The sequence below is a fragment of the Eudoraea sp. genome, assembly GCF_039969275.1.
Classification (GTDB): domain Bacteria; phylum Bacteroidota; class Bacteroidia; order Flavobacteriales; family Flavobacteriaceae; genus Eudoraea.
Map to the genome: position 1 here is coordinate 188296 of NZ_JBDVOC010000003.1, position 24982 is coordinate 213277.

Annotated in this window: 28 protein-coding genes; 8 read left to right on the top strand and 20 right to left on the bottom strand. The window is 34.3% G+C overall.

The window, feature by feature from the left end:
• The first annotated feature begins 2 nt into the window (after nucleotides 1-2).
• Nucleotides 3-2678: a DNA gyrase/topoisomerase IV subunit A gene (locus ABJH90_RS01770; RefSeq protein ID WP_348141853.1), complete on the top strand. Its 2676-nt coding sequence runs from the start codon at nucleotides 3-5 to the stop codon at nucleotides 2676-2678.
• A 121-nt stretch (nucleotides 2679-2799) separates the two neighbouring features.
• Nucleotides 2800-3726, top strand: a complete 927-nt coding sequence (locus ABJH90_RS01775; protein WP_348141854.1) for a sterol desaturase family protein — start codon at nucleotides 2800-2802, stop codon at nucleotides 3724-3726.
• 58 nt (nucleotides 3727-3784) lie between these two features.
• Here ABJH90_RS01775 and ABJH90_RS01780 read toward each other — a convergent pair whose 3' ends face one another.
• From ABJH90_RS01780 to ABJH90_RS01790, 3 genes are all read right to left on the bottom strand, one after another.
• Nucleotides 3785-4600 (bottom strand): TerC family protein, encoded by an 816-nt coding sequence (locus ABJH90_RS01780; RefSeq protein ID WP_348141855.1) that lies wholly within the window; start codon nucleotides 4598-4600, stop codon nucleotides 3785-3787.
• Between the two features lie 2 nt (nucleotides 4601-4602).
• Nucleotides 4603-4869 carry a DNA topoisomerase IV gene (locus ABJH90_RS01785; RefSeq protein WP_348141856.1) on the bottom strand — a complete coding sequence of 89 codons (267 nt, stop codon included), beginning with the start codon at nucleotides 4867-4869 and terminating at the stop codon, nucleotides 4603-4605.
• A gap of 176 nt (nucleotides 4870-5045) precedes the next feature.
• Nucleotides 5046-5414 carry a helix-turn-helix transcriptional regulator gene (locus ABJH90_RS01790; RefSeq protein WP_348141857.1) on the bottom strand — a complete coding sequence of 123 codons (369 nt, stop codon included), beginning with the start codon at nucleotides 5412-5414 and terminating at the stop codon, nucleotides 5046-5048.
• A 268-nt stretch (nucleotides 5415-5682) separates the two neighbouring features.
• Here ABJH90_RS01790 and ABJH90_RS01795 point away from each other — a divergent pair, with 268 nt between their 5' ends.
• From ABJH90_RS01795 to ABJH90_RS01805, 3 genes are all read left to right on the top strand, one after another.
• Nucleotides 5683-6786 carry a M14 metallopeptidase family protein gene (locus ABJH90_RS01795; protein WP_348141858.1) on the top strand — a complete coding sequence of 368 codons (1104 nt, stop codon included), beginning with the start codon at nucleotides 5683-5685 and terminating at the stop codon, nucleotides 6784-6786.
• Between the two features lie 106 nt (nucleotides 6787-6892).
• On the top strand, nucleotides 6893-7372 hold the full coding sequence (locus tag ABJH90_RS01800; RefSeq protein ID WP_348141859.1) for a winged helix-turn-helix transcriptional regulator: 480 nt from the start codon (nucleotides 6893-6895) through the stop codon (nucleotides 7370-7372).
• Nucleotides 7373-7507: 135 nt separating this feature from the next.
• A complete protein-coding gene (locus ABJH90_RS01805; protein ID WP_348141860.1) occupies nucleotides 7508-8029 on the top strand; it encodes a DinB family protein in 522 nt (173 codons plus the stop codon).
• On the opposite strand, the gene ABJH90_RS01810 is transcribed toward ABJH90_RS01805, so the two are convergent.
• Nucleotides 8026-8346 (bottom strand): hypothetical protein, encoded by a 321-nt coding sequence (locus ABJH90_RS01810; protein ID WP_348141861.1) that lies wholly within the window; start codon nucleotides 8344-8346, stop codon nucleotides 8026-8028. The genes ABJH90_RS01805 and ABJH90_RS01810 overlap by 4 nt on opposite strands.
• 116 nt (nucleotides 8347-8462) lie before the next feature.
• Nucleotides 8463-9524 (bottom strand): 3-dehydroquinate synthase, encoded by a 1062-nt coding sequence (gene aroB / locus ABJH90_RS01815; protein WP_348141862.1) that lies wholly within the window; start codon nucleotides 9522-9524, stop codon nucleotides 8463-8465.
• Between the two features lie 138 nt (nucleotides 9525-9662).
• Between aroB and ABJH90_RS01820 the strand changes: the two genes are divergently transcribed.
• On the top strand, nucleotides 9663-10829 hold the full coding sequence (locus tag ABJH90_RS01820; protein WP_348141863.1) for a proline dehydrogenase family protein: 1167 nt from the start codon (nucleotides 9663-9665) through the stop codon (nucleotides 10827-10829).
• Nucleotides 10830-10935: 106 nt separating this feature from the next.
• Here ABJH90_RS01820 and ABJH90_RS01825 read toward each other — a convergent pair whose 3' ends face one another.
• The 7 genes from ABJH90_RS01825 to tsaE form a co-directional block, all read right to left on the bottom strand.
• Nucleotides 10936-12600 carry a hypothetical protein gene (locus ABJH90_RS01825; RefSeq protein WP_348141864.1) on the bottom strand — a complete coding sequence of 555 codons (1665 nt, stop codon included), beginning with the start codon at nucleotides 12598-12600 and terminating at the stop codon, nucleotides 10936-10938.
• 386 nt (nucleotides 12601-12986) lie between these two features.
• Complete coding sequence (locus tag ABJH90_RS01830; RefSeq protein WP_348141865.1) at nucleotides 12987-13793, bottom strand: NIPSNAP family protein; 807 nt, start codon at nucleotides 13791-13793, stop codon at nucleotides 12987-12989.
• Nucleotides 13794-13940: 147 nt separating this feature from the next.
• Entirely contained in the window at nucleotides 13941-14327 is a 387-nt protein-coding gene (locus ABJH90_RS01835) for a DUF4258 domain-containing protein (RefSeq protein ID WP_348141866.1), read from the bottom strand.
• Nucleotides 14328-14330: 3 nt separating this feature from the next.
• A complete protein-coding gene (locus tag ABJH90_RS01840) occupies nucleotides 14331-15530 on the bottom strand; it encodes an alanine dehydrogenase (protein ID WP_348141867.1) in 1200 nt (399 codons plus the stop codon).
• A 140-nt stretch (nucleotides 15531-15670) separates the two neighbouring features.
• Entirely contained in the window at nucleotides 15671-16315 is a 645-nt protein-coding gene (locus tag ABJH90_RS01845) for a hypothetical protein (RefSeq protein ID WP_348141868.1), read from the bottom strand.
• A gap of 102 nt (nucleotides 16316-16417) precedes the next feature.
• Nucleotides 16418-16552, bottom strand: a complete 135-nt coding sequence (locus ABJH90_RS01850; protein ID WP_348141869.1) for a hypothetical protein — start codon at nucleotides 16550-16552, stop codon at nucleotides 16418-16420.
• A gap of 492 nt (nucleotides 16553-17044) precedes the next feature.
• Complete coding sequence (tsaE, locus tag ABJH90_RS01855) at nucleotides 17045-17467, bottom strand: tRNA (adenosine(37)-N6)-threonylcarbamoyltransferase complex ATPase subunit type 1 TsaE (protein ID WP_348141870.1); 423 nt, start codon at nucleotides 17465-17467, stop codon at nucleotides 17045-17047.
• Between the two features lie 114 nt (nucleotides 17468-17581).
• Here tsaE and ABJH90_RS01860 point away from each other — a divergent pair, with 114 nt between their 5' ends.
• Complete coding sequence (locus tag ABJH90_RS01860) at nucleotides 17582-18835, top strand: hypothetical protein (RefSeq protein ID WP_348141871.1); 1254 nt, start codon at nucleotides 17582-17584, stop codon at nucleotides 18833-18835.
• On the opposite strand, the gene ABJH90_RS01865 is transcribed toward ABJH90_RS01860, so the two are convergent.
• Nucleotides 18832-19227, bottom strand: coding sequence for a hypothetical protein (locus ABJH90_RS01865; RefSeq protein ID WP_348141872.1), 396 nt, complete (start codon nucleotides 19225-19227; stop codon nucleotides 18832-18834). The two genes, ABJH90_RS01860 and ABJH90_RS01865, sit on opposite strands and share 4 nt — an antisense overlap.
• 256 nt (nucleotides 19228-19483) lie before the next feature.
• On the opposite strand from ABJH90_RS01865, the gene ABJH90_RS01870 reads away from it, so the two are divergent.
• Nucleotides 19484-19768 (top strand): HTH domain-containing protein, encoded by a 285-nt coding sequence (locus ABJH90_RS01870; protein WP_348141873.1) that lies wholly within the window; start codon nucleotides 19484-19486, stop codon nucleotides 19766-19768.
• A gap of 104 nt (nucleotides 19769-19872) precedes the next feature.
• Here the strand turns inward: ABJH90_RS01870 and ABJH90_RS01875 are convergent, their stop codons facing one another.
• From ABJH90_RS01875 to ABJH90_RS01905, 7 genes are all read right to left on the bottom strand, one after another.
• Nucleotides 19873-20265 carry a hypothetical protein gene (locus tag ABJH90_RS01875; protein ID WP_348141874.1) on the bottom strand — a complete coding sequence of 131 codons (393 nt, stop codon included), beginning with the start codon at nucleotides 20263-20265 and terminating at the stop codon, nucleotides 19873-19875.
• Complete coding sequence (locus ABJH90_RS01880) at nucleotides 20262-20531, bottom strand: hypothetical protein (protein ID WP_348141875.1); 270 nt, start codon at nucleotides 20529-20531, stop codon at nucleotides 20262-20264. The genes ABJH90_RS01875 and ABJH90_RS01880 overlap by 4 nt, the downstream gene beginning before the upstream one ends.
• Nucleotides 20532-20549: 18 nt before the next feature.
• Nucleotides 20550-21413: a 3-keto-5-aminohexanoate cleavage protein gene (locus ABJH90_RS01885; protein ID WP_348141876.1), complete on the bottom strand. Its 864-nt coding sequence runs from the start codon at nucleotides 21411-21413 to the stop codon at nucleotides 20550-20552.
• Between the two features lie 521 nt (nucleotides 21414-21934).
• The gene (locus tag ABJH90_RS01890; RefSeq protein ID WP_348141877.1) at nucleotides 21935-22681 is read right to left on the bottom strand and encodes a VIT1/CCC1 transporter family protein; all 747 of its coding nucleotides are present in this window, start codon (nucleotides 22679-22681) and stop codon (nucleotides 21935-21937) included.
• A 53-nt stretch (nucleotides 22682-22734) separates the two neighbouring features.
• Entirely contained in the window at nucleotides 22735-23847 is a 1113-nt protein-coding gene (locus ABJH90_RS01895) for a histidinol-phosphate transaminase (protein ID WP_348141878.1), read from the bottom strand.
• A 219-nt stretch (nucleotides 23848-24066) separates the two neighbouring features.
• Nucleotides 24067-24357 carry a hypothetical protein gene (locus ABJH90_RS01900; protein WP_297692177.1) on the bottom strand — a complete coding sequence of 97 codons (291 nt, stop codon included), beginning with the start codon at nucleotides 24355-24357 and terminating at the stop codon, nucleotides 24067-24069.
• 27 nt (nucleotides 24358-24384) lie between these two features.
• The gene (locus ABJH90_RS01905) at nucleotides 24385-24828 is read right to left on the bottom strand and encodes a hypothetical protein (protein ID WP_348141879.1); all 444 of its coding nucleotides are present in this window, start codon (nucleotides 24826-24828) and stop codon (nucleotides 24385-24387) included.
• Nucleotides 24829-24982: the final 154 nt, after the last annotated feature.

Sequence of the window (24982 nt, forward strand, 5' to 3'; positions counted from 1 at the left end):
TTATGGAGGAGAGTGACGAAGTAAATGATGTGCGTAAAGAAGACCATGGTGGTGACCAGGGGGCTCTTACCCGGGTTACGGGCATGTATAAGGATTGGTTTTTAGACTATGCTTCCTATGTGATTTTAGAAAGGGCAGTACCGGCTATAGAAGACGGTTTTAAACCCGTGCAGCGTAGAATAATGCATGCGCTTAAGGAGTTGGATGATGGCAGGTATAATAAGGTTGCTAATGTAGTTGGACATACAATGCAATATCATCCTCATGGTGACGCGAGCATAGCAGACGCTATGGTACAGATAGGCCAGAAAGAATTACTTATTGATACTCAAGGGAATTGGGGTAATATTTTAACGGGAGATAGGGCTGCGGCATCACGTTATATTGAAGCCCGACTATCTAAATTTGCATTAGAGGTAGTATTTAGTCCAAAAATTACGGAGTGGCAGTCATCTTATGATGGCAGAAAAAAAGAACCTGTAAATCTTCCGGTTAAATTTCCTTTATTACTGGCACAGGGAGCGGAAGGCATTGCGGTTGGCTTGTCTACTAAGATTCTCCCTCATAATTTTAATGAGATTATTGATGGATCTATTAAGCATTTGAAAGGTCAGCGTTTTAAATTGTTTCCAGACTTCCCCACCGCAGGTATTATAGATGTAACCAACTACAATGATGGAATAAGAGGAGGCAAAGTAAGGGTAAGGGCTAAAATTTCACAACTTGATAAAAAAACACTGGTTATTAACGAAATACCGTATGGCACAAATACTTCTTCATTAATAGATTCAATCCTTAAAGCAAATGATAAAGGAAAGATTAAAATAAAGAAGATTGAAGATAATACAGCTGCACAGGTTGAGATACTCATACATCTTCCCGGGGGTATTTCACCAGATAAGACAATCGATGCCTTATACGCATTTACTTCCTGCGAATCTTCAATTTCTCCTTTGGGCTGCATTATAGAAGATAACAAACCCTTATTTATAGGGGTTACAGAAATGCTTCAACGTTCTACGGACAATACGGTAGCTATGCTAAAAGCCGAATTGGAGATACAGTTGGCTGAACTCCAGGAGCAATGGCATTTTGCGTCCCTTGAGCGAATATTTATAGAAAACCGGATCTATAGGGATATAGAAGAAGAAGAAACATGGAAAGGAGTTATAAGCGCCATAGATAAAGGACTTAAGCCTCATATTAAGCACCTCAAAAGGGGCGTGACTGAAGAAGATATTGTAAGACTTACCGAGATACGGATAAAAAGAATATCCAAATTTGATTTGGATAAAGCACAACAGTACATTGAAAGTCTGGAAGATAAAATTGCCCAAACTAAAGACCATCTGGCAAATTTGGTAGATTTCGCTATTTCATATTTCAAGGAATTAAAAAGTAAATACGGTAAAGGCCGCGAGCGTAAATCTGAAATTAGAATTTTTGATGATATTGAGGCAACCAAAGTAGTCATAAGGAACACTAAGCTATATGTGAACAGGGAGGAGGGTTTTATTGGAACTTCATTAAGACGCGATGAGTATGTCACAGACTGTAGTGACATAGATGATATCATCGTATTTACCAAAACCGGTCATATGATGATAACCAAGGTAGATTCAAAAATATTTATTGGCAAAAACATAATTCACGTAGCGGTATTTAAGAAAAAAGACCAGCGTACGACCTACAATATGATTTATAAGGATGGTCGAGGAGGGTCGACCTATGTTAAGCGATTCAACGTTACCGGAATTACTCGTGATAAACTTTACGATCTTACTACTGGTAAAAATAGTTCTGAGATTAGATATTTTTCGGCGAATCCAAATGGCGAAGCAGAAGTAGTTACGATTTTGCTCAGGCAAGCAGGAAATATAAAGAAATTAAAGTGGGACCTGGATTTTGCAGATGTGATGATAAAGGGTCGCGCTTCAAAAGGGAATATTGTAACTAAATATTCTGTAAAAAGAGTGGAACTTAAGGAAAAAGGGCTTTCCACTCTTAAACCCCGAAAGTTATGGTTTGATGATACTGTTCAGCGGCTGAACGTGGATAACCGGGGTGAATTAATGGGAGAATTTACCAGCGAAGACCGGCTTCTTATAATTAACCAAAAAGGGATTCTGAAAGCGGTTATTCCAGAACTGACCATGCGTTTTGATGATGATATAATTGTTTTGGAAAAATGGGTCCCTAATAAACCTATATCTGTAATATACTGGGAAGGAGAAAAAGAATTGTTTTACATAAAACGATTTCTTGTGGAAAACTGCGATAAAAAGGAAAAAATAATCACAGACCACGCAAAATCCTATCTCGAAAAAGTATTTACGGATTATCGGCCTATGGCAGAATTAGTGTATTCGAAAAAAAGAGGCGAAGAACGTAAAGACAACCTTACAATCAATATAGAGGAGTTTATTAGTGTAAAAGGCAGTTCTGCAATGGGAAATCAATTAACCAAAGAAAAAATCCTCGAGATTAACGCCCTGGATCCCTTGCCATATGAGGTGCCTGAAGTTCATGACACCCTGGACATTGAGGTGGTGGATGAAGAAAATATAGTTCCGGAGACGAGAGAGTCAAATACAAAGCTTAAACAAGATAATAGTCAAGTAAATGCCAAAGACAGTCTTAGTAAGGAAGATGACGACGGACAAACAAAGCTTTTTTAGCAATATATAAAGTATTCATCTGTTATAATTAGAAAGACATTAGTTTTAACTTGTTAATGGTATTTGTTTTGGCTATAATTGCCCAAACTTGCAAGAATAAAAAGAAAACTTCAACAAATTTATGGTTTTTACCAACCCCTTAGTTTACGGTATACCTTGTTTCATAGTACTAATTATTTTAGAACTTATATATAGCAAAACTCACGGAGATGTACAACTATATAAATGGAAAGACTTGTTCGCAAGTGGTGCCATGGGGATAGGAGCTGCGCTAATAGGTCCCGTATTTAAGGTCATTTTTGCTTTAGCCCTTTTTGAGGTCACATATGATCTTTGTAATCCAATTACCAATGAGGTGCGAACAAACCTTCTCGGGTATGAGTCTTTTGGTTATGCCTGGTATGTTTGGCTAATATGTATGTTCGCAGACGATTTTACTTATTATTGTTTCCATAGGGCAAACCATGAAATAAGATTATTTTGGGCTGCTCATATTGTGCATCATTCCTCTGATAATTTTAATTTAGGCACAGCGGTACGTAATGGGTGGTTCACGATTTTTTATAAACCATTTTTCTATATGTGGATGCCTGCTATTGGATTTCCACCAGAAATGGTTCTGGTATGTATAGGGATAGAGATTATATGGCAATTTCAATTGCATTCCATCTATATTCCAAAAATGGGGTTCCTTGAAAAGATTTTTAATACGCATACCATGCATCAGGTACATCATTCCCAGGATGTAGAGTATCTGGACAAAAATCATGGGGGAATCCTCAATATTTTTGACAAAGTCTTCGGGACCTGGAAAGAATTGAATGATGATAAGGAAATTAAATATGGAGTTATTCACCCACCTAACTCTTATAACCCTCTCGTTATTCTCACTCATGAATATAAGGATATCTGGAAGGATGTGAAAAAGTCGAAAAAGCTATCCCATGCCCTGATGTATATATTCGGACCACCCGGATGGAGCCATGACGGCAGTACTTTGACGGTAAAACAACAGCAACGAAAACTTCAGGAAACACAAATGTTGTAGCTTTTAGTGATTTTATATCCTGAAATCTAAAGCAAAAAGGTGCAAGCCTGCCATGTTTTTATGCTTGCTTTTCCGGCATCTCTTCCGGCTTATTTTTTTTGCGCATCTTCATGTTTAAAAATTCCACCAATAAAGAGAAGGTAATCGCAAAATATAAATACCCTTTTGGAATTGCTCCAATCTCTTGCTCAAAGATTCTTGCATGGCTCAGGTGTGCAGCTTCGGCAATAAGCATAAATCCTATTAGAATTAAAAAGGAAAGAGCCAGTATTTGCATGGAAGGATGATTATTAATAAAAATCCGTATAGAATTGGCAAAGACCATCATGATTATGATAGAAATAACCACAGCAATAACCATTAGTACAAGTGCATCCATGGGCTTGTCACCAATACCATTGGTCATTCCTACAGCTGTTAATATTGAATCTATAGAGAATATAAAATCAATTATGACAATTTGCACAATAGCTTTAGAGAGACTGGTAATATTCTTAGATTTTAGTTCTTCTTCGTCATGTTGCGGCATCTCTACTTTTTCATGAATTTCTGAAGTACTTTTATATAATAAGAAAATGCCTCCAAAAAACAGGATCAGGGCCTGGCCACTTATTCCAATTGAGACCCAGGATTCATTTATATAATAAAAGGGAATCTTTAAGCCTATAAGAAAAGAAACCGCAAACAGCAATATGATACGCTGTAACATGGCCAGTAATAATCCTAGATTAGTAGCTTTTTTTTGGTCTTTTTCCGGTAGTTTGTTTGCAGCAATCGATATAAATACAATATTATCTATACCTAATATTATCTCTAAAAAAGTTAAAGTCAGGAGGGCTACCCAGGCATCCGGACTTGTAAGAATATCGAACATAATTACTTAATTTTTATAACAGTTCCCACAGATTTATTTGTTTCACCCACGATCCCGTACTCAAAAGAGTAGGAACTATCTGTTGTGGATCGTATTTTCATATGAATTGATTTCTCTTCGAACATACTCCTTGGGTTCAATTTCTTCACGATATATTCGCAGTCATTAATCCACCTTACAGAGGAGGTATCACTCTTTCCTTCATAAAAATCGATTTCAATATTTTCATACCGAACAAAAGTGGTGGTCTTTTCTTCGTTATTTATCATTGAAGTAAATGTAAAAGTACCATTTTTAAAAGCCTTGCAGTCTCTTTTGGGTTGGTAACAGGAGCTTGTGACAAAAAAAACACAAACTATAGGGTAGAGCCATTTCATAATTGCAAAATAACAAAATAGTACGAATATCTATGCCGAGTATTTAATGAATTTATGACCCTATGTTGCTAGTGCCCCGTATTTTTGTTAAAAGCCTCAAAACTACCATCATCATAAAAAATTATTATTTTTTTAATTGATTTCGAGTTGGCCGGGTATTCTTTGGAGGATTCAGTTTCGGTAGAGTAGGGAGCAGTTGTTCCTTTTTGAACAGACGGAAAGGTACCCTTTCCATTTAGCAACCAATAAAGGTTAACCTCGGGAAACGACTTAACAACCTTTAGAACAAATTCAAGGCTGGGTTTGTTTCTGCCTGTGAGTAAGTGAGAAATAGTAGATCTTTGGACTGCTATTTTATCCGCAAAAGCCGAAGCGGAAAGCCCATAATATTTAAGTATTTTTTCTAAACGCTGTACAAACTCTTCTGTGTTTACCATTGTACAATAACTGATTAATTGGGTTTATTTTTTCTGATATATTCGCATTATCTTAATGAATAAACATTATAGTAAAAATACAATTAAACATATTTAAATATCTGATATAGAATATATTAAATCTAATTAAAAAAATTAAGCCTTAGATTGTTTACAACAGTATGCATATCTCCCAGGTTGACACCCTATTGTGTTTACAAATGTAACTAAATTTATCACATTTGTAATTGAATTTGCCTTTACATTTGCAATACAAATTAATTCATCTGTGAAATTTTCTTCTTTAAATTATCTGGAAATAAAAGAGCTTTCTGTGCAAGGAAGATATATTAGTAGTTCGCAGCTTCAATCTTTTATTAGGAGGAAATCAATTCAGAATAAAATTTCTCCTTTGGGAAAATCTGTAGAAAATAGACTTATTCATAAAGTAACATTGGGTAGCGGGAAAATAAAAATCTTAATGTGGTCTCAGATGCATGGTAATGAAACGACTACGACTAAGGCTGTACTGGACTTAATTAATTATTTAAATAAGAGCAACGAGCTCACGAATCAAATTTTATCATCGGTAACGCTAACAATAGTTCCGGTCTTAAATCCTGATGGTGCTGTGGTCTATACACGAGAAAATGCGAATAAAGTAGATTTAAACAGAGATGCACTGGAATTGAGTCAACCAGAAAGCCGAATACTGCGAGTTCTATATGATGAAATAAAGCCTGATTATTGTTTTAATCTCCATGATCAGCGAACGATTTTTAATGTAGGCAGCCTTGAGAAACCAGCCACTTTGTCGTTTTTGGCCCCTGCGCATGATATTCAACGTAACATTTCAGTTAGCAGAGGTCAAAGTATGAAAATTATTGTGGCCATACATAAAGCGTTGTCATCTCTAATACCAGATCAGATTGGCAGATATGATGATGCCTTTAATCCTAATTGTGTAGGTGATACATTTCAACTAATGGGAACACCCACCATATTATTTGAAGCAGGTCACTTTCCAGATGATTACCAAAGAGAACAAACAAGGGAGTTCATTTTTTATGCCATAATCACAGCAATATTGGTAATTGCACAAGATAAAGTTGAAGGCTACAGTTTGAATACTTATTTTGACATTCCTGAAAATAATAAATGTTATTTTGATTTATTACTCTTAAATGCAAATCTTATTCATAAGAAATATGACCATAATATTGGTATACTTTATAAAGAGGTTTTGAATGATGAAACCATAATGTTCAACCCTTTAATTGAAGTAATGGGTGAATTGAAGGATAGCTTTGGTCATAAATACCTTAATTGTATTGATCAAAATGATCTTGACTTCCTAAAATCTGACAGAAAATTGCATAAGCTCCTTTTTTAAATTATATCACGAAAAAGCGGTATTTATTTGCGTATAACTCAAAAAAACGCATTATTTATTACATTTAAATTCTTAAATTTACCCCCAAGTAAAAATTATTCTTAAAATGGGGAAAATAAAATTAGACGAAATAGACCATCAAATTCTGGATATGTTAATTGACAATACCAGAACACCATTTACTGATATTGCAAAAAAATTACTGATATCTGCCGGAACTGTTCACGTTAGGGTTAAAAAAATGGAGGAAGCTGGTATTATTCGCGGATCTTCACTTACTTTGGATTATGTAAAACTAGGCTATGCATTCATAGCCTATGTTGGCATCTTTCTGGAAAAAACACATCAAACCAAGTTTGTTTTGGAGCGTTTGAATCAAATTCCCTATGTTACTGTAGCCCATATTACTACCGGTAAATTCAACATTTTTTGTAAGATCAGAGCGAAAGATACTAACCACGCCAAGAATATCATATTTAAGATAGATGATATTGATGGGATTAGCAGAACGGAGACCATGATTTCCCTGGAAGAGAGTATTAATGACAAAAAACGTTTAATGCACACCATTTTTAATGAGTTATAAATAGGAACAGTATTTGAGTTCAACTTCCTGATATTTTAGTCATGTACGATTTTTATCGACTTAGGTAAAATTTTCGCATAGCTATTCTCTTAAATAACACAAATTAGAAAGATATTAACTTTCTTATTAGCCTCTATGAAGAATTCTGAATTGAAAAAAGAAGATTTCCACCCCTTTTACGAACCTTACATTACAACTTTGGGCGACGTGGAACTACTGCAGATGTTAAGAAGGCAATTAGAGAACTTTCCACTATTTATTTCGAGTATTCCAGAAGATAAATTTCATTATGCCTATAGTGTGGAAAAATGGACGGTGGCCCAGGTTTTGGTCCATATCTTAGATGCGGAACGCGTATTTCAATACAGGGCTCTTAGATTTGCCAGAAACGATAAAACACCTTTACCAGGGTTTGATCAGGATATGTTTGTTGCAGAATCTAATGCAGAAAGTTGGAATAAGGAAGTATTGATAGAAAATTATAGAACAATACGAAAATCTACCATTGCTCTTTTTGAAAAATTTTCTGATGAGACATTGAAAAGAGTTGGAATTGCAAGTGGTTCACCTATGAGTGTTGCGGCCTTGGGTTTCATTTGTTGTGGCCACCAGAGACACCATAGAAACATATTACGTGAGCGTTACCTTAAAGACTAATCAAAATCTTTTTCGTCCTCATTTTCTTCTTCAATATTAAGTTCTAAGGAAGGTCCTTCAATAGATTCATCTTTTATTGCTTCAAGCCCTTCGGCTATGTTTTCATCGAAATTGGCAATGAAATGAGAAAGACTCTTACTTATTTTAATAAGATACAGGGTATCTGCTGTTTGCAGTTCTACGGCTTCAATGAACTCACCGTTAACATTTCTAAAAGAAATTATATCTTCATCTCCATATCCGTCAGGATAGGATTCAATTAGAAGATTAGTTACTTCGTGATTTAACTTTTTGTAATCTATAAGTATTCGTTTCATATGCAGGTATTTGAATACAACCGTATGTGTTGTCTTAATCCTATACCTAAACTATACTTTTTTTTTCTTTAGGAATTCAAAGAGTTGTAAAACAGCAATTTTAGTATATGAAGCTGCTAATCTTTGTAGTATGAAAATGCCTGGCTTAACATATCATCTGGAACTCTATTGTCAATCTGGGCATCACCAATCCTTTTTAAAAGAACAAAGAAGATACTTCCGTGAGAATTTTTCTTATCGAATTTTAAAAGATCTATAATCGCATCGATGTCATTATCATTAAAATCAATTTTTTCAAAATGTTTGAGTAATGTTTTCTTAATGTCTTCCAATTGATTAATTCCCAAACCGGTTTGTTGATGCGACAAGAATGCTTCCAATATCATTCCAATGGCAATCGCCTCACCGTGAAGCAAGGATTCGCGTTCCGGATTCTCTAAAAAATAGGATTCAATAGCATGACCGAGGGTATGACCAAAATTTAATATTTTTCTAAGACTTTTCTCCCTCGGATCCTGACGAACTATTTCATTTTTTATGACTATGGATTCGTAAATATGATCTTCCAATTGGTCAACAGAATTAACTTGTTTAAGAACTCTCCAAAACGGCTCACTTGAGATTAGGCCATGTTTGAGCATTTCCGCAAAACCACTATTCAATTGCCTTTTATTTAGCGTATTCAGATATTTAGGAATAATGAGCACCATTTTAGGCTGGTTTATTACACCTATCTGATTTTTTAACATCCCCATATCAACTCCTGTCTTTCCTCCAACAGACGCATCTACCATGGCTAGTAAGCTTGTGGGAATATTAATGAAATCTATGCCTCTTCTAAAAGTTGCGGCTACAAAACCACCCAAATCTGTAATAACACCACCTCCCAGGTTTATTAATAAACTCTGTCTATCCGCACCTTTTGCTGAAAGCGCTTCCCAAACCTTTATACAACTAGTAATACTTTTATTAATTTCTCCAGATTCTATCTCTACAATCTCGAAGTTAGTACTCCCTCCAACACTCGCTAAAAATTTAGGCAGACAGTGCTCCCGGGTATTTTCATCAACAAGAATAAAAATACTGGAATAGTTTGATTTTTTTAAATGATATTCGAAAGCTTCATATCCCAAATAATTAAAATGGATTTGAGCAGAAAAAGAAGTAATTGATTCCATGGGTTACAGTTTATATTGCCTTTCGTGATAATCTTATATTAATGACTTATTAAAAGTAAAACACAAAATAAAGGCTATTTTTTAGTAAATGAATACAAATTCTGTTATTATCTTTGAAATGATAACTAATCAGCAATAATGAATAGAATTTTTGAAGATACTTCAACGGCATTTTCTCTAAAATCCGATTCTGAATTGGAACGAGCCTATTTTCTTTTTAAGATGATAGCTAATGAACCACTTGTTAAAATTGGTACGGCAATGACCAATTTTGCTCTAAAAGCAAGATTACCTGTTGATGGTCTTATTCGGGCAACGGTATTCGATCATTTTTGCGGGGGTGTAAGTGAGAAAGATTGCATGACAGTAGTAGATAAAATGTGGAACAAAGGCGTTTCTTCTGTTCTTGATTATTCTGTTGAAGGTAAAGATACAGAAGATCCTCTCGATGCCGCCCTTGAGAAAACCTTGAAGATACTCGATTTTGTAAAGGAATTAAATGCTATTCCTTTCGCAGTCTTTAAACCTAGTGGTTATGGCAGAGTGGCGTTATTCCAAAAAATAGGAGAAGGCAAATCCCTGTCAAAAAAAGAAAAAGGAGAATGGAATAGAGTAGTGAGCCGTTTTGAGACTACATGTAAAAAAGCTTATGACCTCGATGTTTCACTTTTAATAGACGCCGAGGAAAGTTGGATGCAGGATGCGGCAGATGAATTGGTGGAAGAAATGATGCGCAGATACAATAAGGATAAAGCTATTGTATTTAATACACTACAACTTTACCGCTGGGATCGTTTGGATTACCTTAAAGAGCTTCATGCTAAAGCCCAGAAGGAAGATTTTAAAATTGGAATCAAGACCGTTCGTGGAGCTTATATGGAAAAGGAAAATGAAAGAGCTTTAGAACATAATTATGCTACCCCTATATGTGCTACTAAATCTGAAAGCGATTCTTATTATGATACAACAGTAGCTTATATAGTTGAACACCTGGATAGGATCTCTCTTTTTTCCGGTACCCATAATGAATTAAGCTCTTACAAATTAATTGATTTGATGAAGCAAAAAGGGATCGCTCATAATGACCACCGTATTTGGTTTGGCCAACTATACGGCATGAGCGACCATATTTCTTTTAATCTGGCGGAGAAGGGCTATAATGTGGCAAAATATTTACCTTTCGGACCCGTACGTGATGTAATGCCTTATTTAATACGCCGGGCCGAAGAAAATACTTCGGTTGCGGGACAGACTAACAGGGAATTGGAGCTGCTAAAAAAAGAACGTCGTCGAAGAAAAATTTAGACGGACCATTTATTTTATCTGGTAAATTAATTTATAGAGCTACTAAATAAGATGCTTTTGTAGAAAATCCTGATTAAATTCTTGTCAGAGGTATTTCCTTAAATCACTATTGTTTTACATTTATTAATACTGCCTCACAACTTGACAAGTCAGAATTCAGTACAATATTTTCTGCACTAGAACCGTCTTTTATTTCTATAGAGACCGTGTTTGGAGGAAAATTACCCAAATTATGAGCATAGAGAAATAGATCATTTGATTTATTTGAATTCAGTTTTACCTCAAAACTTTTTTTCTTGTATGTTAATATGTGTTTAGCTACAATTTGCTCACCATTAAGATAGATAGATACAATGTCACCATCTGCTCTACCGTGATCATAAAGACTTATGGTTATTATCTCATTATCTACCACCAATTCTTTTTGATATGAAATTTTTCTTCCTTCAAAAACAGTTCTATTTGGGATCTTAACTTCCTCTTTCACAACTATTTCTTTCTTTTCTTCCTCTACTACAGCAATTGTCTCTATAGGTTTTTGAATCGGGGTCGCAGGTTTCTTAACTACTTTTGCAGGCTCTGGAACTGGTTCAACCGTAACCTCTTTAACTTCAATAGGTATCTCTACAACATCAGCAGGGGTTTCTACAATTTCAGCAGGGGCTTCGACTATAATTTCTTCTGGTATTTTATCTTCCTTTTTTATGGTAAAATATGGAGTAGCATACTTCGCTATATGGTATTTATTAAGCGGAAAGAGTTCAATTCCCATGATTTTATACTTATTTCCGGCGGGAAGCCCTTTTCTAAGCTTCACATCTTTTTCAAAGTGATTGTTCTTAAAAACACCTAGTTCTTGCACTACAACATCGTCCCTGGTTAAAAAGAACTTAATATTTTTGCTTTCATCCATATTAGATGTGGTCCATTCTATATCTACAGGACCAGGAGCAATCCAAACTGTTCCATTTGTAGGATATTTAATTTCTAAGGATGAACGCCATTGTATTCTTTCGCTTATTCTTTGCTTATTTAACTTGTAGACTGAATTTTTAAAATTATTATAGGGTACATATGCAGTTAAGCCAATATTTGCTTCTTGCAATAGGTGATAAAATTCTTCCAATTCTGCTAGAGCGTTTATTAAAGGGATTTGACTTGGATATGTCTTCTTTATAAAATTTATTTTTGAAATTACTTTTTTTGATTTTTTCTTGTCTGTTACCGTATTATAATTCTCTGAACTGGCATCTGTTAAATTTTTAGCGAAACTAAGCTTGTTATATCCAAATCTGTTTTCTAAAAACTTAATCGCATCTTCATTGCTCAGAGAATTAGAATCTTTAAATTTCTTTACTATTTCATAGGCTAAAAGATATTCTTTTAAGCTTTGCTCCTGGCTTGCTTTGGCTACTTCTGCACTGACTATGTCTGGTGAATTTACAGCCTGATTCAAAATTTTAAGAAATAGATCTTTACTTAAAAGTTCCTGTGAATTGGCAAACCCCCCCTGGAAGTAATCAAATACCAGGCTTGGTGATTCCAGTAAAATATAATTTTTGTTCGCCGTAATAGCCGAGTTACCGGAACCATAAGTTTCAAGTATGCGTTGTTTTGCATCCTCGTTCCAGGAGTCGGCGCCCTCATTAATAATTTTCTTACTCAATTCTATTGGGTCATCAATACTGGACTCAATTAAGGGAGCCTGATCATGCGCATGGTTTGGCTGACTAAAGAAAAAACATAAAAAAAGAATCAAAATATTTTTCATCAAAATTTGTTATCACGGAGCGATACTACCTTCATTTTAAGCCCATTAACAATAGCGATTTTTCAATTACAGAATTATTATTAAAAACATACTATTTAGGGCTCTGTCAGGCATAGACTAATTAATACCACCTTTTCCTAAATAATAACTCTAAACACCCCAATTTATTATACTTCTGAACTTATATACGAAATAATCTCTAATTTAGTTTTAAGTGATTATTGTCTGTTGAATGTCTTAAACTAAAATAAGTAAGAATAGGACTACAAATATAGACAGCATTAATATTTTGTAGTCACTAATTAGTTAAGTAGACAATTTAGAGTAATTTCCAAATTTAACCGATTAGTCAAATTGAGTTTTGTTTAATTGACAAAGGGTCAAGTTTAATAATCTGAATAATCTGTAGGGTACAGAAAGTAGATATCTGCATGAGAAACAGTATTCTCATATTTTGGAAAAGTGAGTAATTCTTTCCATTCAGGGGAATCAAAAAAAGCTTTCCAAAGTTCATCTCGTGTTTTTTGATCTTTAAAAGTGGTCATATACATAAGATTTGGCATATCAGGTCCCGATATTACTTCAGCATAAAAGACGGCATTAAAACCTAATCGATCAAAAAGGTTAATTTCACCTCCTTCATTAAACATAGCCACTTTTCTTTTGTAATATTCTTCCGTAGGGGATTCATAACTACGTAATTCATATATTCGATTGGTCTTTGGAACTTCAAATTGCGGGGTAAACAACTTAGGCATATTTTCGAATGCCCGCATAAGTATAGATTGTATTCGCTCATATGGAGGGTTTTCATGCGAAGCATTGATAAAATTGCCTCCTGAAATTACATATTTGCTATCTTTTATCAGCGCCTCGTCCAGACCAGTAAATTGTTCCAAAGATTCATATGGAATTAATAGTATAGTACGCTTAGTTGTATCCGCTTCATGCGGTCTGGGCTTAAAAACACCAATATTTTTTATGTTTTGTCTGTGAAGTGCCGGTATCAGCGAATTTCTAAAATAGTCATCGGCAATGGATTCTTGCTCATTAGTATCAAAATAATAAGTTTTAAGTTGATAGAATTCTCTGCTGTGTATTACCTCAACTTGTTCATTGGCTGTTTCTTTCTTGGTTTCACAACCACATAATATAAGTAAACTAACTATTAAGCCGTATTTGAATAATTCCATTTTTTAGAATTGAATCTGTTTTGATTTTAAGTTATGAAAATTATGCCTGCTTAGTAGGTATTTCCTTAAATAATTGTCTTATATCAAATGTTTAATCGTTCAAAATATAATTAATTATAACTTTAATCAAATTATTCTATATGATTATTAATCAAGTACTTGATAATTATCTATTAAAACTATACTGTCACAGTTCTTTACAGTTAAAACCATCAATTTTTCCTTTACCATTCCTTCTATTAAATAGGTCTTACAAGTTGTATTTTCAGTGTTACTCTTTTTAAAATTAACATCACCTTCATTCATGAAGTAGGCAATAGTAAGAGAGTCCAGGGTTTGGTCTGCAACCATCTGATCTATCTGCCCGGAATAAGTAGAAGGTTTGGACCGTAATTCTTTTAACACCCTGCAATTAGGCAGGTAACAAAAGCTGACGCCGGTTTCATCAGATTTTTTTTTCAGAAAAAAGAAAAAGAAAACAAGTCCGATGGATAATCCTATAAGGTAAAATCCCAATCGTTTCAGAAATGCCATTAATTAAAAAATAAGAAAGTTGATATCACTGTATTTTAGATCGAACCATTCACCAACAGATTTATTAGTAAGAATGCCGTGATACATATATAAACCATTTCGCAGACCTCTGTCAAATCTTAGTGAATTTTCCAGGCCACCATCTTCACCGATCTTTAGTAGATAAGGAGTAAATATATTACTTATAGACACGGATGACGTCCTGGGATATCTGGCTGGAATATTCGGTACACCGTAATGGATGACACCAAATTTTTCGCGAGTGGGCTTATCGTGGGTGGTAAGTTCACTGGTTTCGAAACAACCTCCCATATCTATACTCACATCAATAATCACCGATCCTTTTTTCATATGTTCCACCATGGTGCTAGAAACTACAATAGGTGATCTGTCACTACCGCGAACGGCCCCTATGGCAACATCACAACGCTTAAGACTCTTTAAGAGGTTTTTGGGTTGTAGGGTAGAAGTATATATAGTCTGTTTAAGATTAGTTTGAATGTTCCGTAGTTTAGTAAGTGAGTTATCAAAGACTTTTACATTGGCTCCAAGCCCCAAGGCGGACCTGGCGGCAAACTCTCCAACGGTTCCTGCTCCTACGATCACCACTTCTATTGGGGGTACTCCACTAATATTACCAAACATAAGCCCGTTTCCCTGGTTGGTGGCTGCCATGATTTCCGAAGCGATAAGCACCGAAGCAATACCTGCAATTTCACTTAAGGAACGAACAGCAGGATACTTACCATCCTCATCGCGAATATATTCAAATGCTATTGCCGTGATCCTTTTTTTGGCTAGTTCCTCAAAATATTCCTTAGACCTTGTTTTTATTTGCAATGCGGAAATAATAGTCGCCTGTGGATTCATCAACTGAATTTCCGACAGGGTAGGGGGCTCAACTTTTAATAAAAGTGGACAAGAAAACACTTTTTTTGTGTCGCGGGTTATTTTGGCACCTGCTTCAGTATATTCCTTGTCGGTATAGCTTGCACTTTCACCTGCACCTGCCTCCATTAAGACCTGGTGACCATTTGAGGTTAAAGCATTTACCGCATCCGGAGTTAGGCAAATACGTTTTTCCTGATATTGATTTTCGTTTGGGATCCCAATAAAGAGCTCTCCTTTTTGTTTTAAAACTTCCAGTGTTTCTTCCTGTGGAAGTAACTGTTGTTTACTAAATGGTGAGGAAGGTTGATTCATAAGAAGTAATTGGTAACCGTAAATTTACGGTCAATCTCAAAATTACAATTTTTTTTTGATGAAGCAGGCCCGAAAGATTAAGGGTAAAAAAAATCCTGCTCTAAGAGAGCAGGATTTGAACTAATTATTTTTTCTTCTTTCTATAAAAACATATTAAAAAGACTTCTTAAAGAGTGTTGTATCTGCTTAAATGTATTTTTCAGTGCATTATCAGGTGTTTTTTTTGATAGATCCTCCTCCATTTGATCCTCATTTTTTGTCTTAACACCTACTTTTTCATTTTCCCATCGCTCTTTGTCTTTATAGTATTGGAGTTCTACATCCATAGCGTCCAGGTCTATGCCGTGAACGTATTTATCGTAAAGTTTTACTCTAATAAAGTAAACAAAAGGAATTACCAACATACATATAGGGAGTAACCAAAAAATATTATCTGTATCCACTATGTTGTCCTCCCAGAAGAGGACTTCAAATATCTGGAAGGCGTACATACAAATGGGGATCAAAAGGATATGATACCACCAGTGTTTGTTGGTAAAGAACCATATTAATAACAAATAAAAAGGGACTATTTTACCTAATAAGAACCATGCATAGGTATAGATATCTGCAAATCCATTTCTGTCAATGGTCATTCCCAGGAAATTTATAGTGGCCTCCGGGTCTCTTGGTAAATAATCATATGATTTAAAAATGAAAGGAGCTACAATAATTAAAAAAATAGCAAGGGATTCTATATATAATCTTTTCTTAGCTTTTTTACTCTTATCAGGGACTTGGTTCATTTTGGCAATAATTAAGGGGAATATATTGCTCTAACGCAAAAAAGAGCAATTTATGATTGCCCTTTTTAAAATATTATTTCTTACACTATTTCGATTCTCCGACTACTTTAATATAATTTTTTCCTTCTCAATTCCATCTTCATATATTTGATCGTCTCCAGAAGTGTCGGGGGTGCAAGCTGCTGCCATCAGAATAAGGCAGGTGCAAATTCCAAAAAAAAGTCTCTTAGTGTTCATCGTAAATTGTTTTTCGTTAAAGATTTGATCCGTTCTCAACAACAAATGTAGGAAAAAAAGCACTAACAAATTGTTATTTGTCGGAAAAATATAACCTTTTAACGTAAAAAACTAGCATTTCACCGATATTTTTGTCGTTCATCGAACTCCGGACAATAAAAATGTGCCTTTTACGATGTCAGATTCTTTTCTCGGTGAGCATAATCAGATCAATTGATCGGCTGCGGAGTTATTAGTTTTTATTCTAGACTTTATAAGTTGATACAAATATTCATGGTTTTAGATTTAAAATGTAGAAAGGAACATTCATAAAAGATTTGGTTTTCTAAATAAAATTTTAACAAATGAAAAGAATGGAGAATGTATAATTTTCACACCAGCTGCCAATGGTCGATATTTTAGTACATTTTATCGAGGCTATGATAATTGGAATTCTGGGGATATTAGTACTTCAAAGCACATAATTTCAATATACTTAAGTACTTGATATCATTAATCAGTTTCCTTTATTTGAATTTGCCGGGTAACAGGATCAATTATTTCCAGTGAAATTCTTGTGTAATTTTTGGGGAGTTGTGATCCAATCTTTTCGGGCCATTCAATAAAAATCCAGGTATCCTGACTAAAGTAATCTTCCAGTCCAAGGTCCAGCGCCTCTTCTTCACTATCCAGGCGGTAAAAATCGAAATGATAACCTAAAAGCTCTCCTTTTTGGCTTTGGTATTCATTTACAATCCCAAATGTGGGGCTATTAGCCTGATCTCCCCCATCTAAAACCCGGACCAGAGACTTAATTAGTGTTGTTTTCCCGGATCCCATCTCTCCATAAAAACATAGGATTTTAGAAGATACGTTGCCCAGTATCTCTTTCGCAACTTTATCTAATTCCTCAATTGTATAGATTATTTTCTGCATTTATAGAATAAAATCAGTATATTTAATTGTCAGTGATAATAAAAAACGAACATATAACTAAGTTTTTTTTCAAAAGGTAAAAATAGAATTTGTTATCTTAATAAATAAGTTTAAATGGCTTTGAAATCTAATTGGCAAAAGAAATACAGGTCAGACGTGTTCATAGCAATTGCAATTGCCTTTTTGCCATTTTTAGGATATGCACATCTACTGTTTAGCAATGATCATAAGGCAATTTTACTCTTTGGGATCGAGTATTATCATATCTTCCGAAGCAACAGCACTTTTGTTTGGGATCTTTTGAAAGATATCATTCCATTTATTTTGCTTCTAATATGGTTTGCTACAATTTCTATGAGGTGGAAATACTTAATAGTTCCCTTATTTATGTTATATTTTAATGACATATTAGATTGTTTGTTTAAACCATATGGTAAATACAGCTTTTATCCATTTTATTATGAGGACTATCCTTGGACCATAAAAATATTTTCGCTAACAATTGTAATAGGTATAATCGTTTTTTGGGATTTATATTATTTTAAATCCTATCGGAAAAGACTATTAGAAATTTCTATTAAATCTTTAATGGGAAGGAACATAAGAAAATCAAACAATTTTTACCGTGAAAATTTAGAATCACTGATTAAGAAAAGAGATAAAATAACCTGGACCAGCTATCTTCACAAAATCTATAATGCGAAACTAATTTTAGAAAATCGGCTCAATAGGCATACACGCCCAATAAATGACCTAGTTAACGCACATCGAGATCGCCTAAACGTAATAGTAGTTTGTTTGTTGATTTTTACAACGTTTCTTTGGTTTATACATTATTTAATTCCTGAAAATGAACAAGTATTGGATTTAGGAATAATTCAGCTTGGTAATAATGGATTCCTTAATGTGAGAATTTTTATTTGGTTTTTGCTGCAAAAGTTGATTATCCTTATTCCTATGGTTTTATGGTTTGTTATATGTCGGCATTGGTGGAAATTCGCTATCCTTTCGCCAATAATCTTGTACTCCTATCAGTTTTGGGAAGCCACCCAGGATGTATTTTCATTGGATGCAGCTGGCAATATAAGGGCATTCCCCGCCATATTTTGCGTTGTACTTCTTCTTTTGGCGATATCAAAAACTATCAAATACAGGGTAGAAATATTAATAATGTATGAGCATCTGACGGAGGAAATAGAGGATCTTCTAAAAAATACTGATCTTAGTACAAACAGCGTACTTTACAAAAATGTAAAACGATTTAAAAAACTGAAAGAAGATATAGCCCAGGAAACTAATGCCAAACAGCAATTAATGAAGCTTATAACCTTAAGGGAAGAACTCGTAAAACAGTTAAAAATCAATTAAGGATTCTCTTTTAAACGGTTTTGAGTTTTTTCAATCTCTTCCGTTACTTCTTTTAGTAATCGTTTTAATTCCTCTTCCTGGCGTTCTTTGATTTTTTGTTCAATAAGGTCTTCAATCTCTTGCTGCCTGGATTTAGGTAGCTGCTCAAAATCAAGAATTTCTGGTTCTTCTTTCTTTTTTAACATTTCACCTTCCCCAGTTATCAGCCAGACGACATTTAGCTGGGGATAAACCTTAAGAATGTTTTCAATGACATCACTACCAATAGAAGCATTGTTCTTTTTCATTCGTAAAGTGTAGCCGTTACTGGCACCAATAGATATATCAAACTGCCTTGCGCTTAGTCCGGCAAATTTAATGAACTGCATCAAACGATCTATAGTTTTAAACATTACCTAGAAAATAATCGATATAAAAGTTAATTTTTCAAAGATAAGGTTTTAAAAAGAGATAAAAAAGAACAGAATTCTTATAAAAGACAACTTAATTTATGATTAGATAGAAAAAATACTATAATTATTTGCATATATAGAATATAATCTATAATATTATAAAAGAATTAATATAGCTCGTTTATTAGCCATATTTCCAACAAACACTTTAAATAAATATCCCCGAAAATTATATTATGACACAAAAGAGTAGAAGATGAATAAAATTAAAACTTTAGAAAACTTGCAAAAACTTCATTTACTTATTGAGTCAGAATGTACAGGTCCCCCGCAATCACTTGCACGAAGAATGGAATTGAGCGAACGATCTGTGTATAATCTTCTGGAAGTTTTAAAGGATTTTAATGCTCCTGTAGAGTACAGCAGAAGGAGGAAAACCTATTACTACAGTAACCATTTTAAGCTCGATTTTCGAATTTCACTATCGGTTACTAATAACAATGAGGTGACTGAATTATTTAGAGGGAGTTATTTAAACTAGGGATTAAATTAAGAATGATAAAAGAAACTTGTAGTAATAAAAGGATTTGTTAATTAGTTTTTCGATTGTTCTCTTTTTAAAAGCCAGCTTCTAAAAGCTGGCTTTTATTTTGCAGGGATTCCAGGACTCATATTTTTTATAAGAAAATGGTAGTGGTATTTTTTAAACAGAATGATATACATAAATAACTGCAGATTCTTCGCATTTAATTTCTTTTTAAAACGTTTGGATGATCTGTTAAAATACTGCGTTATGCTGTAAATTCTATTCCGTCCCATGTCCTGAAGCATAAGATAACTTTGATATCTTAAATATGGGGCGAGGTTTTTACCTCTGTGTGCTTCAAAGGTGTACTGGTTAAAAAGATAGGCTTCGTTTTCTTTTAAATGAAAAACTTTCTTCTTAAAATCAAAATCATATAATTCAATAAATACAAAGGCTACAATTTCTCCTTTGTGTTTAAGTCCTATATGCTGAAGTTGATCATGAAAATTCATAATTCCAGTGATCGGATCAGGGCCAACGAACTTTTTTTTATGATCTCAATTTCTTTTAAATTCAGTTTAACCACTTCATAATCAGAGAGATCCCCTTTTATCCTGGGGGGTACACAATCAGAAACTCCCTCCAGAACCCAATAAAACGGGTTAAAGTCAAATCCTAAGGTAGCCAGTCGATTCCTAACCCCAAAGAGAAAAAGGCCGTTCTTAAGAATATTCCAAAACCATTTTATCCTATAAAATCTATCCTTATTTACTTCCATTAGGCCATGGGATTTTATTTATTTGCGTCCATAACTTCCATTACCAGGCTCCATGTTCATAAGTACTCTGAACTCTTTAGAAGTCATAAGTTCCCTGGCATTGGCTTTGGCAATGGTATGTATTCTTTCAATTAACTCAACATTACGGGCTAGCTTTGTTCTATCTGCATCAAACCATATATTATCCTCGATACCCACTCTTACTCCTCCACCAACAGCTATTGACAATGAATTCATTTTAAGCTGCGCATTTCCAATTCCCGCTAAACTCCAAAGTGAATTTTCCGGAAGATCCTGAATCATGATTCCCGCATGTAACAAATTTGCTTGTGAACATGCAATATTACCAAGGAGAATGTTAAAGTAATAGGGTGGTTCAAGCAGACCTTTTTTTATCAGGTACTTTGAAAAATTTACCATCCCTATATCAAATGCTTCCAACTCCGGAACAATTCCCTTTTCCTTCATTACATTCGCCAAATTCTGTATCATATCAGGAGAATTCATGCTGGCGACTTTATTAAAATTCAGGGAGCTCAGGGTTAAACTACCCATATCCGGTTTCAGATCACCATCCGGGTACAGGGCATCTGCCCGTTGCTCCAGTTCTTTAAAATTTCTGCCACTTAAGGAAACACAAATCACAAGAAATGGATCAAATTTTCTGATACCACTAATTATTTCGCTATAAATTTCTCTTTTATAACTGGGTTCTTCAGTGACTTCATCCCGTGCATGCAAGTGAACCATGGTAATTCCCACTTCAGTTGCCCTATGTACATCTTCTACAATCTCGGATACACTAATTGGCACATGAGGAGTCATTTTTTTTGTAGGGATCATCCCTGTAGGGGTAAAGTTGACTATCAATTTATCAGACATAGCACAAAAGTGTAAGCTCAGAATAGTTTTTTAAAAGAATACATTCAATAAGAAAAAGTACAACCTCAATATGTTTCTTTTGACCTTATAAAGTCTTCCTTACGCTAATATAATTAAATACAGGGATTAGATACCTGAAACTAATATTTACTGGTTATCCGGTTGGAAAGTACAGATATTATACTATATAGTCACTTAATTCACAAGGGATTATGAATAATATATCCAAGAAATATTACCTGAGATTCACAGGATTCTTATAGTATTAATCAAGATCCAAATCTCTTTTCAGGAAAACTTAAAAATGAAAATATATACTGACCAGAGGAAACAAAATATAAAAAAGCTATATAGAATAAAGGAAAGTGTAGCTCTTTTTTTCATTAGATCAGGGTTTTATTAATAAATAATTAAGAGGTCTATAGTAATACTTTTCCTCCTTTTAAGGGTAAGAAACCCGATTTTAGGTAGATATATTCGTTGAAAAGGCCTCATTTACTGCTGAATAAACCCTATTATATTCAATTAATAATTATGCTCTCCAGAAAATCTCCAATGAAATAGGCAACTATTGCAGCAATACCGCCCAATAGTAATGTTTCTAATATTCCTTTCCAGAAAGGTGTCTGATTAACAAATGCCTTTAGCCAACCAATTATGATAAAACCAATTGCCGTTAATATGGAAGAAAGAAGAAAAAGATTACTTTCAAGTGAGTAAATGTAATCCACCACATAAACCAAAAGTGGAATTATACCTATGATAATAAATGACAAATACGTAACACCACCAATTATTACAGGAGATTTATCCTCATCAAACATTACTAATTCCTCTTTCATCATTACATTTACCCATCGGTCTTTATCGCTGGTAATCACGTTCACTACTTCTTCTAAAAGTTCTCCTTCAAAACCTTGCTCCTTGTATATAACCCTTATTTCATCTTTTTCCAATTCGGGAAGATTATCAACTTCCCAATATTCTATTTGTTTGTGCTTATTATAGTTATCTTTTTTTGTTTTATTGGATAAGTAAGCTCCAACAGACATAGCGAACCCATCTGCCAGCAAATTTGCAAATCCAAGAATTATTATTATAGCACTATCAAGGCCCGCACCTACAGAGCCCGCTACAACAGCGAAAGTGGTTACACAACCATCTATTCCGCCATAAACGAACTCACCTAAATATTTTTCATATTTCTTTAAAAACCCGGTGTGTTTATGTAAAGCATTTTCATTATGTAGTTCTGTACTTTCCATCATAAAGAGTTCTATTGAATGCTATAGTATAAAAGAGAAGTGTGGAATAAAATATTTTAGCTCATTACTTGTTTTAAAGCTTTGCCGAATGTTTCCATATCCTCCAATCTTCCAGTGCTAATACGAGCCCAATTGTTTAAAGGTGGAAAAGGGCGCCCTATCAGAACATTATGCTTCTTCATATCATTGATCACAGTTTGAATTGGCCTACCGGTTTTAAAAAAGACAAAATTGGTGTGCGATTTTATATGTTCCAAACCTAAATCATCAAGATGCTGATAGATAAGTGATTTTGCCTTAAAATTTTGCATAACACTAAACTTGTAAAATTCATCATCTCTCAAAGCTTCCTTGGCTGCTTCAATTGCCAGAATATTTGTATTTGCCATTACAGCTGATTTCAAATTACGGGCAATATCCGGCCTGGCAATTAAGTAACCAACTCGTAATCCGGCAAGACCATAAACTTTTGAAAAGGTTTTAGAGACAATAATATTTCTTCCTTCTTTTACCAACTCTACCATTGAAGGATAATCGGGTTCCGTAATAAAATCATAGTAGGCTTCATCGCTAAATATTACTGCATCTTTATCATGTGACTTACAGAAATCCAGCAAACTTGATTTATTCAGGAGAGTACCGGTTGGATTATTTGGATTGCAAATAAAAATAAGCCTGGTATTCTTATTTATCTTCTCGGCCATTGCAGGCAAGTCGTGTTCCATATTTTCATTCAAAGGGACGCGATGTATTTTTGCCTTAAATGTTTCCGCATAACGCAACATGGCTTGAAAAGTAGGATCTGCAGAAATAATCTCGCCACCACCCAGTCCGTAAACAAGACCGGCCGCCTTTAGGCCTTCTGTGGAGCCACCTGTTACAACCACATGATCCTTTGTAACACCTTCCTTTAAGGCAATCATTTCAACTAAACTGGATAAACTTCTAAACGGGTATCTACAGGCTTCATCAAACGAATTTGTAAGTATTTTTCTGACCCTTTCGGAAGGACCATAAGGATTCTCGTTGGCATTAAGCAATACCATTGAATCGGCTAATTTAGTTCGCAGAGGAAAATCCAGCGCCATACTTTCTAATCCCCCTAATAATGCGAAACTGCTCGTTAAACCTACTGTTTTTAACCATTGCCTTCTATCTATATTTTTCATGTTCTGAAATTATGAAAAATAAGTTACAAAGAATAATTAAAGAATAAGTTTGGATATTAATTAAAGCCTGAGGGAAATAATATTCTAGACTTATATCACCTGTTTAAATCTCAAATAAAAGTGAGGAATCTGTCAGTCAGAAGTATAAGAAATTATTTTAAAAAGCCTTACTGCTATCAAATTACCTGTTTCTGATCAGAGAATTTAAAACTATGTAATTTAGTAGAGGGTATTGGAAATAAAAATGGTTACAATCAGAATTACCATTGCGGAATTAACAGTTATGGCAATGATTTTCTTTTCATTAATAGGTTCATTGCGACCTTTATAAAGGATGATTGTGCCAACTACACCTAAAATACCTGAAAGGATTATTGGTAAACCAAAAAGGTATCTTGAAAACACGGGGTTAATGTTAACTACAATTGCAAATGCAGCAAAAGTTAAAAGAAAAAGAATAAGTTTACTCAATTTATATGATCTTTCTGTATATGAATTATTAGCCTCCATAATTTCCGGGGTTTAGTTAAAACACAATTAGATTACTTTGATATTGGCCCTTAAACCTTCTTTGATACCCAATATATTATTTACTGTTTCCTTTAAATAATGCTTAATAACCATATTAGGAATTCTTAAGGTGGTGAAACCATTTTGAAATGAGTGCATGGTTTCTTCCAGATCGTTCATTGCCTGTTCATGGGTAAGCATTTGATATTCAGTATCGATTTCTATATTTAATTTGACCCTTGAAAATGCAATATCTACTGATTTTTTACCGTCCCACCATTCTAACATTGGATGAACTCCGGCTTGTTTAAGCCCATAATAAAGCTTTATAGCTTCTATTGGGGTGTTATTTTGCCTGATGAGTTTATCCATGCGCTTTTTATGTTTGGAACATAATTCTACACCATAAGATTCCATGGCAGTTTTATGATCCAAATAACTAAGTTCTTTTTTACATTCTATACACGTCATGCTTAAGTAAGTAAATTTTTAATTTGGGATAGTTATAACCCAGAGTTTTTTGGAATATTATATTTTATCGATGTATGACAACTCACTTTTAGACGAACTGCAATATTTTAGACGAACTGCACTTTTTTTGTTAAAATTTCTTTCAATTAAAATT